At 45.1% G+C, this 268-nt stretch carries 1 pseudogene; it reads right to left on the minus strand.

What is annotated here, in order from left to right:
• Positions 1 to 268: pseudogene (locus AAHB12_RS31570) on the minus strand (IS200/IS605 family accessory protein TnpB-related protein); the annotation flags it as partial.

Consider the following 268-nt stretch of genomic DNA (forward strand, 5'->3'; position numbering starts at 1 on the left):
GATTGGCTTGCCATACTTCTTTTTGTTCTGACAGGAAAGCTGCGTGGCGATAGATTCTTGCACCTGATCTTGTCCATAAGGAAAATACACATAGGGAAGTATAAGCGCTTGTCCCGTAATACTTCTGACGTGTAAGGTTTGGCTTTGTGCATCATATTGGAACACAAAGTTCCCATACTTCGCATCCTTCCGTCCAGAGATTGTCATCCTGGCGTTTCGTTTGTGACGGAATGCTTGTCTCCATGCTACATGGCTCTTTTGATCCTGC

Source organism: Bacillus sp. OTU530 (assembly GCF_038440375.1).